Below are 7,299 nucleotides of genomic sequence, written 5' to 3' on the forward strand. Positions count from 1 at the left end.
TATAGCTATAGCCAAATAAGTTAAGACATAAAACCCAGAAGAGTATGGCGGCGCGAAGCGCCGCAACACTCTTCTGGGTTTTGTTTTTGTCCTAATATAACTGGCTACTGCTATAAGTAAACTTAAAACCTAGAAGAGCATACCGCCCGCGCAGTGGGCGGTATGCTCTCTGGTTTTGGTTTTTAATTATGCCGAACTACTTAGGCACACAGACAGTCCTGTAAGTGATACATTAGTTTTGAGATACCTCGCAGGCTTGAAGATGAGTAAAAAACTACTAATTGTTGACGATGAGCCGCACATTCGTATGCTATTAGAGCAAACCTTGGAAGAGCTAGAAGATTATGATGTAGATTTGTTAATCGCCACTAATGGTCAAGAGGCACTCGAGACGATTCAGAGTGAAAAGCCCGATCTGGTGTTTTTAGATGTCATGATGCCCAAGATGAATGGCTACGAAGTCTGCCAAAAGGTCAAAAGCGATGATAGCTTGAGCGATGTATATATTATTATGTTAACCGCCAAGGGACAAGAATTCGATCGCAGTCGGGGCGAAGATGTGGGTGCAGATGTCTATATGACAAAGCCATTCGATCCCGATGAAATCCTTGAAAAATCCTGTGAAATCCTAAGGATAGAGATTAAATGAGCGTAAATTTGACTTGTAAGTTAAGCGATCGCCTGCTTGATAGCAACCAAGGTAGCAGTCAACGTCAGTTAGCGATCTCTGTTTCGGCAAATGCTTCTGTTGATGGTAATAACGCACCACTTAACCTATGTCTTGTGTTAGATCACAGTGGTTCTATGGGCGGTCAGCCCCTTGATACCGTCAAACGTGCGGCAAGGGATTTAGTCGATCGGATGCATTTACAGGATCGAATTAGCGTGATTGGATTTGACCACAAAGCTCATGTGGTAGTCGAAAATCAACTCGTAGATCGGACTGAATCGATCAAAGAAAAGATTCAATCTCTAAAGGCTTCGGGTGGCACTTGCATTGATGATGGCATCAAGTTGGGTTTGCAGGAAACCAGTAAGGGCAAAGATGGGACAGTGAGTCAGCTTTTTGTGCTGACCGATGGGGAAAACGAGCATGGTGATAACGAGCGTTGTTTGCAGTTTTCGCGTCTAGCCACGGAATACAATATGACGCTGCATAGCCTCGGATTTGGGGATAGTTGGAATCAAGATGTGCTAGAGCGGATTGCGGATGCTGGAGGTGGGGCAATGGCCTATATTGCCTCTCCTGCGGCGGCGAGTGAAGAATTTCAAAAATTATTAAAACGCGTTCAAGCGATCGGGCTGACCAATGCTCACTTAGTTTTGCAACTTGCCCCCTATGTCAGATTGGCGGAATTGAAGCCGATCGCTCAAGTTTCCCCTGATACGATCGAGTTACCCTACCAAACGGAGGGTAATGCCATTATCGTGAGACTTGGCGATCTGATGACGGATGTAGAAAGGGTCGTCCTGTTTAATTTATACATCAGCCCTGCTAGCTATATTGCGGAAAACCCTGCCAGCTCAACAATTCCAATTTTGACCGCCCAAGTTCGTTATGATATTCCATCGCTAGCACAGATTAATTCCCTATCCGATCCCATAGCGATCGCGGCAGAACTCGTCCAAGACTTTACACCTCAGCTCGATTCACAGGTTCAAAATCATTTGCTAGCATTGGCTAAATATCGGCAAACACAGCTTGCCGAGCAAAAACTGCAACAGGGCGATCGCGCAGGTGCGGCAACAATGTTACAATCTGCTGCTAAAACTGCTTTGCAAATGGGCGATTACAATGCATCTACAATCCTGCAAAATAACGCAACTCGTCTACAAACTGGTACTGCCCTAAGCGAGTCAGAACGGAAGAAAACCCGCATTGCATCAAAAACTGTACTACAAACCCCTCCAAATCCTTAAATTTTTGATAAGTCGCTAGTTCAGAACTTTCCAACTGTCCATCTTAAGTTGCTCTTATGATTACCTGTCCTAACTGCTCTCATGCTAATCCCGACGGAGCCGTAAACTGCGAAGCCTGTTTTACGCCACTGCCCATAGTTAAAAACATAGAATGTCCTAGTTGTCATGCAACTGTGTTGTCAGATGCTAAGTTTTGCGGGCATTGTGGATTTAATCTCATGGCAGCAACTGCAACTAATTTGCTCCCGAATGTGCATCCAGAAAGTGCGATCGCCCCTGCTGTCGAGCCATCATCAGAAGGTATGGCAATACCAGCAGTTCTTAACAATACTTCAAGCTCCCAATCAAGCCCTCTATCTGAAGAAACGACAGAGGGCAATTCTGCGGAAAGTTTTGTGATAAATTCTATTCCTGACACCTCAGCAGTTTCTGCTAGTCCCCGATTTACTGAGATTGAAGCCTTACTTGAAGCAGAGGCAAATAATCCATCTCCTTTAGGAAAAGCCCCCATGAGTTCGCCCGCGAGCGTTAAAACGCAGTTACAGCAATTTGCAGCATCTTTACTCCATGTCCAGACAAATCTCACCATTGAAATTCCTGCCCACTTGCCAGTTGTGCATATTGGTAAGCCCAATACGGTAATCCCTCCCGATATTGATGTGTCTGGTTTCCCCGACTCAGATATCGTTTCCCGTATCCATGCAGATATTCGCTCGGATGGCGGCTCGTTCTATTTTGAGGATACAGGCAGCTCGAACGGTACTTATATTAATAATCTGCCGCTACCTGCGGGCAATCGTCATAAACTTAGGGCAGGCGATCGCATTTCACTAGGTAAAGGTGACAAGGTTAGTTTTGTATTTCAGCTCAGCTTATAACCAAAAGATCAATAGGTAAGGATGGGCGGCGCGAAGCGCCGCCCATCCTTACCTATTGAGAAAATAGGCAAAGCCTGTCTTCTTTTTTGACTTTCCTGTTTAGATTTGCAGGACTAGATGGATTTTTCCCGTAACTGCGTTCGGCGATCGCCATTCCGTAATAACTTTTTCGAGTTCAGGGGGTATATTTTGTGCTCTTAGGATTGCATCTCGGCGATCTGCATCTTGGGTAGCTATAGATGTTTTTTGAACTCGATTGCCTGAAACATCTAGTTCGAGAGTAATCGTTTTTCCTACCACCGCTACTTTTTGGGATTGGATATAACTGACAAAAGCGGTCGTGATATCGCTGGGTAGCTCCGATTGAATTTGTAAAACCTTGATATTAGTTGTGGCGATCGTGTTTTCGTTAGCAGCCCGTGAAGCTGCCGCGATACTCGGCAATATCATGGGGGCGGCAGGTGATGCTTTAGAAATTTTTGCTGCTGGATCCAATCCATCTTGATTGGGGACTTCTAAAAGCCTTGGTTGTTCTCTAGGGGCTATTTTAGCGCTACTCCCCGAAGCGGAAGGGCGATTATCAATATGTTGGCGATTGCTAGTAGCTTCAGAACCAACAGTCCCAGAAATATTTGGTTCTGGAGCGATCGCAACTTTATCCATGCTTTCTAAACTTTTCGAGTCGCGATTAGTATCTTTGCGATTGGTATCTTTGAGAGTTGCCGAAGGAACCTCTACCTTCCGCACTGCTCCAGAAACGGAAGGTTGAGAGGGACTGCTGGAATGGGAAGGTATGGGAGACGCTGGCATCTTAGCCCCATTACTAGATTTATCCTCAGGGATAGTTGTGGTTGCGACCCGTTCGGGTTGAGAGGTAGCCGCAATCTGATAGCCACGCTGTTCGCCAAAAGGTGACGAAATCAAACGAATTGTCCCAATACTAACGCCGACAATTGCGATCGCGCCTGCCATGATTTTGAGCCAGTTGGGATGGAATCGGCGTACTTCTAGCACCAAGTTCGGTAAAATCACAAACTCATTCGCACAGAGTTCTAGGCTTTCGTGGAGATCAAATAATTGGAGAGTCGAAAGTTTTAGCTTTGACAGTTTAGGAACGACGATCGCATGTTCGAGCGTCGCGAAATCATCTTGGGCTAACCAGCGATCGCAGTAGGCAGTAACTGCCTCAATTAAATTGACAATTTGCTGTTGGTTGCCCTCAATGGCTTTTCTCCTTTGAGCGAGTTGTAAACGAAAGCGGAGATTTTGCACAACAATTTGCGATTGCCATTCCGACAGGGGGGATCGCTCTGTCCAAATCTCTAACAGACAGGTCGGTAATTCGTAGCGACGATTCAGATTGTTTGCTTCCGATGAATACATAGGGTTTATGTTTTGAGCCTCATGCCCAAGTGGTATCTAGGCATGAGGCGAAGTATTGGGGAAAGCCTTAGGAAATAGCTTAACTCGGCTTAGTACTAACAGAGCTACTTAACAGAGCTACTTAATTTATTTCGATTTGACTATTTTAATTCTGATTACTTCTGATTATATACCAATCCTAAATAATTCGTAGAGGCACATTCTGAAGGGATACGCTTCCACCATTTTCCTATTTCACCTACTGCCCAAGATGGACGAATACCTATGTTATATACTTACCTTGTCGAAGTCATAGGTTCTTATATGCATACGCGATTACGCCCTTACTTAGCTTCTTTCGGTTTGAGTTTACTAACGATTGGAGGATGCACTTCTCCCATATCGAATCCCCAAGCCTCTGCTACTCCAACATCTACATCAGCCTCGATAGCTCCAACTGTCAAAAGTACAGATAAGCCTCAAGTGAATCATTATTCAGAAGCTTTCATCAAAGACTATACAGATGGGTGCGTGTCAGCAATTACAAACATGAAGACGGAGAGTGAGAAAAAAGCTGCTTGTACTTGCGTTCTTGATAAAGCTCAAGAATCTTATACGGAAAGTGAATTTGTTAAAGCTTCACAGACGTTAAATATGGAGAAACAAACTCCTCCTAAACTATTTGAAATCGTGATTTCTTGCGTTAAAAAGTAGGTATATCGATTCTGGTATTTGTGGAAGCTCATACCTTCGTAGTACGTTTCCACAAATACCAGAATCCACCAATGATTTCAGGATTGCTATTGCAAAGAATAGCAACATTAGGCGATCGCAGGATTGACGATCGCAGTAGGAATATAAAGCACAGAACTTAGGTATACTCCTTCCCCAGTCAAGAAATAGCGGGACGATGAGGGGGGCTTCGCCCCGCTATTTCTTGGCTGGGAAGGGATTAAGGTTTCTGTCAAGTAAATAACGATATTTTATAAAAAATCCTAAATATCTTTATAAGTATTTAATTACTGCCAATTCAGGCTGTATAAATCATCTACAAAAATATTTTTATAAAATAGCTATCTATGATAAATAACTGATAAATTGCTGTTCTTAATGTGTAAGAGAGGCGGAACGATTGTGTCAAAAGATACGTTTGAAAACGAAAATATACCAATGCAAGAACCTATCAATCCCGAACTATTTTCCCAAAATATCCCTAAGTATACGGCGTTCAGTTTTGCACCCATGCAGAATTTTATCGAAAAGTCTCGCAGATTGCGCGAGCTTTATGGCGCATCCCAAATCCTTTCCTATTTAAGCTGGAAGATCGTTAGAGCCGCACAGAACAAAGGTATTGAAGTGATATTGCCTGCGATCGCTAATGACGATATCGTCCAAGGAATCCCCAGTCACATTTTAGTTATGGGCAATTTCTCTTGTAGCGAAGCTCTCAAAGCGTTGATGGAAGGCTGGGAAGATATTGTGAATAACTGTTATGAATGGTTGCAAGAGAATCTAAACTCCGAACTTCCCGAACTGATAAACTCCACTGAATGGGCAGTGGCTTGGACAAAATGGAGGATGCAACCTTGGCAAATCTTTTGGGGCGATGGTGAGACAATTGAGACTGCCTTGCAAGATTTGGAAGCACGTAAATTGCGCCGCGACTGGGGCGCATCAAAGGAAACCACTAAGGATTCTAGTCAATTGCCAGATCGATCGCATGATCGATTACACAATCGATTGCATAAAGGTACGATCGCCTATACGAACGAGGAGAAATTAAGGTTAAGTACCACAGAAATCAAAAGAATCTATCAATGTATTGCCAAAATTCTCGATCCTGCGAGCAAGGGAAATGATTTCCTTCCCATTAATAAAAGTGAGGGACTAAATATCCTCGAATTAATTAAAAGGTTAGTTACCTATGAAGCGATCGCGAAAAAAATCCATCAAGATTTCTATTCGCCAAGATTTCGCGAAATGTTGTTGCGTGACGAGAATCGGGAGGGAATCTACTGGAACGCATGGTTTATGGGTGATGGAGATAGAATTAATGCGCGTCTTGCAAAGCTGAAAGATAGGGCTAACATCACTCAGTTTAGTCATTCCTTAAGAGCTTGGGGTCAGAATTTTTCCACCGAAGTGGATCGAGGGTTGATGGCATATGTTGGTGGATATGACTTCCTTGGTGTGATGCATCGAGAACAAGAGAGCGGGCAATTAAAGAATCAGGGAGCAATCGAGTGGTTGATTGATTTACACAATAGTTGGCAACAAGAAAACCTCGGGATTATTCTGAGTGTCGGGTTTGTCTGGGCAGGGCATCTGGTATCTCCAAGGGATATTTTGCGCCATTGTCGAGAAGCGGAAAAATTTGCCAACCACTTTGCCGCAGGACAACGCGATCGCGTGGCGATTCGGATTCTTTTTGACAATGGTCAATACGTTCAATGGACTACCCCTTGGCAATATTTGCAGTGGTTGGCAGATTATCGCGATCGCGATGGTCATAGGGGGAAAGATGCGAATTGGAGCCATAGCTATACTAATTTGCTCCAACTTAAAGCCCAAGATTGGAATTTGCCAATGCCATCCTCACAAACCGATGAAGCGATCGCGTTAAACCTATTTGGTTTATATTTTGGTAGTGATAAGCAAGAAATTCTCTCTCAAAAACGGAGTGCGATCGTTGGCGCAGAGGATTCCCAAGCATTAATTGCATGGATTGAAGGAATAATTCAAGTAGGTTGGCATCTATGCTCGAATATTTAAGTAGCTAGGCATAAGTAAACTTAAAACCTAGAAGAGCGTACCGCCCGCGTAGCGGGCGGTACGCTCTCTGATTTTGGTTTTTAATTATGCCTAGCTACTTAATTTGGAACTATTTTTTTGCATTGCGGTCTGATTTACCAAACTTCGATCCCTCTGTGGAATATAGAAGGCTCGGAGTGTTGTAAGTAGCTAGGCATAACTTAAAACCTAGAAGAGCATACCGCCCGCGCAGCGGGCGGTATGCTCTCTGGTTCTGGTTTTTAATTATGCCGAACTACTTAGTAAAAACCTATCGCTCTGATTACAATTATGAAACTAGCTTCTATTGTCCTATCAGGAATCCTCTGTTTGGGGGTCACTACTTTGA

Annotated in this window: 7 protein-coding genes; 5 read left to right on the forward strand and 2 right to left on the reverse strand. The window is 43.7% G+C overall.

The genetic code is table 11. The features are described from left to right. Positions 1–262 precede the first annotated feature (262 nt). Genes AC805_RS11750 through AC805_RS11760 form a run of 3 tightly spaced genes read left to right on the forward strand, consistent with a single transcriptional unit; the run spans position 263 to position 2,798 of the window. The gene (locus tag AC805_RS11750; RefSeq protein WP_009627671.1) at positions 263–649 is read left to right on the forward strand and encodes a response regulator transcription factor; all 387 of its coding nucleotides are present in this window, start codon (positions 263–265) and stop codon (positions 647–649) included. After that, on the forward strand, positions 646–1,920 hold the full coding sequence (locus tag AC805_RS11755; protein ID WP_055075618.1) for a VWA domain-containing protein: 1,275 nt from the start codon (positions 646–648) through the stop codon (positions 1,918–1,920). Before AC805_RS11750 ends, AC805_RS11755 begins: the two co-directional genes overlap by 4 nt. Positions 1,921–1,976: 56 nt before the next feature. Continuing rightward, positions 1,977–2,798 carry an FHA domain-containing protein gene (locus tag AC805_RS11760; protein WP_055075619.1) on the forward strand — a complete coding sequence of 274 codons (822 nt, stop codon included), beginning with the start codon at positions 1,977–1,979 and terminating at the stop codon, positions 2,796–2,798. 99 nt (positions 2,799–2,897) lie between these two features. On the opposite strand, the gene AC805_RS11765 is transcribed toward AC805_RS11760, so the two are convergent. Next, positions 2,898–4,181 (reverse strand): DUF4335 domain-containing protein, encoded by a 1,284-nt coding sequence (locus AC805_RS11765; RefSeq protein ID WP_055075620.1) that lies wholly within the window; start codon positions 4,179–4,181, stop codon positions 2,898–2,900. A gap of 303 nt (positions 4,182–4,484) precedes the next feature. Between AC805_RS11765 and AC805_RS25585 the strand changes: the two genes are divergently transcribed. Then, a complete protein-coding gene (locus tag AC805_RS25585; RefSeq protein WP_156341391.1) occupies positions 4,485–4,874 on the forward strand; it encodes a hypothetical protein in 390 nt (129 codons plus the stop codon). 107 nt (positions 4,875–4,981) lie between these two features. On the opposite strand, the gene AC805_RS25590 is transcribed toward AC805_RS25585, so the two are convergent. Further along, on the reverse strand, positions 4,982–5,128 hold the full coding sequence (locus tag AC805_RS25590) for a hypothetical protein (RefSeq protein WP_156341392.1): 147 nt from the start codon (positions 5,126–5,128) through the stop codon (positions 4,982–4,984). Between the two features lie 202 nt (positions 5,129–5,330). Here AC805_RS25590 and AC805_RS11770 point away from each other — a divergent pair, with 202 nt between their 5' ends. Next, on the forward strand, positions 5,331–6,932 hold the full coding sequence (locus tag AC805_RS11770) for a type III-B CRISPR-associated protein Cas10/Cmr2 (protein ID WP_072143597.1): 1,602 nt from the start codon (positions 5,331–5,333) through the stop codon (positions 6,930–6,932). Positions 6,933–7,299 lie beyond the last annotated feature (367 nt).

It is taken from the genome of Pseudanabaena sp. 'Roaring Creek', assembly GCF_001402795.1.
Lineage (GTDB): Bacteria > Cyanobacteriota > Cyanobacteriia > Pseudanabaenales > Pseudanabaenaceae > Pseudanabaena.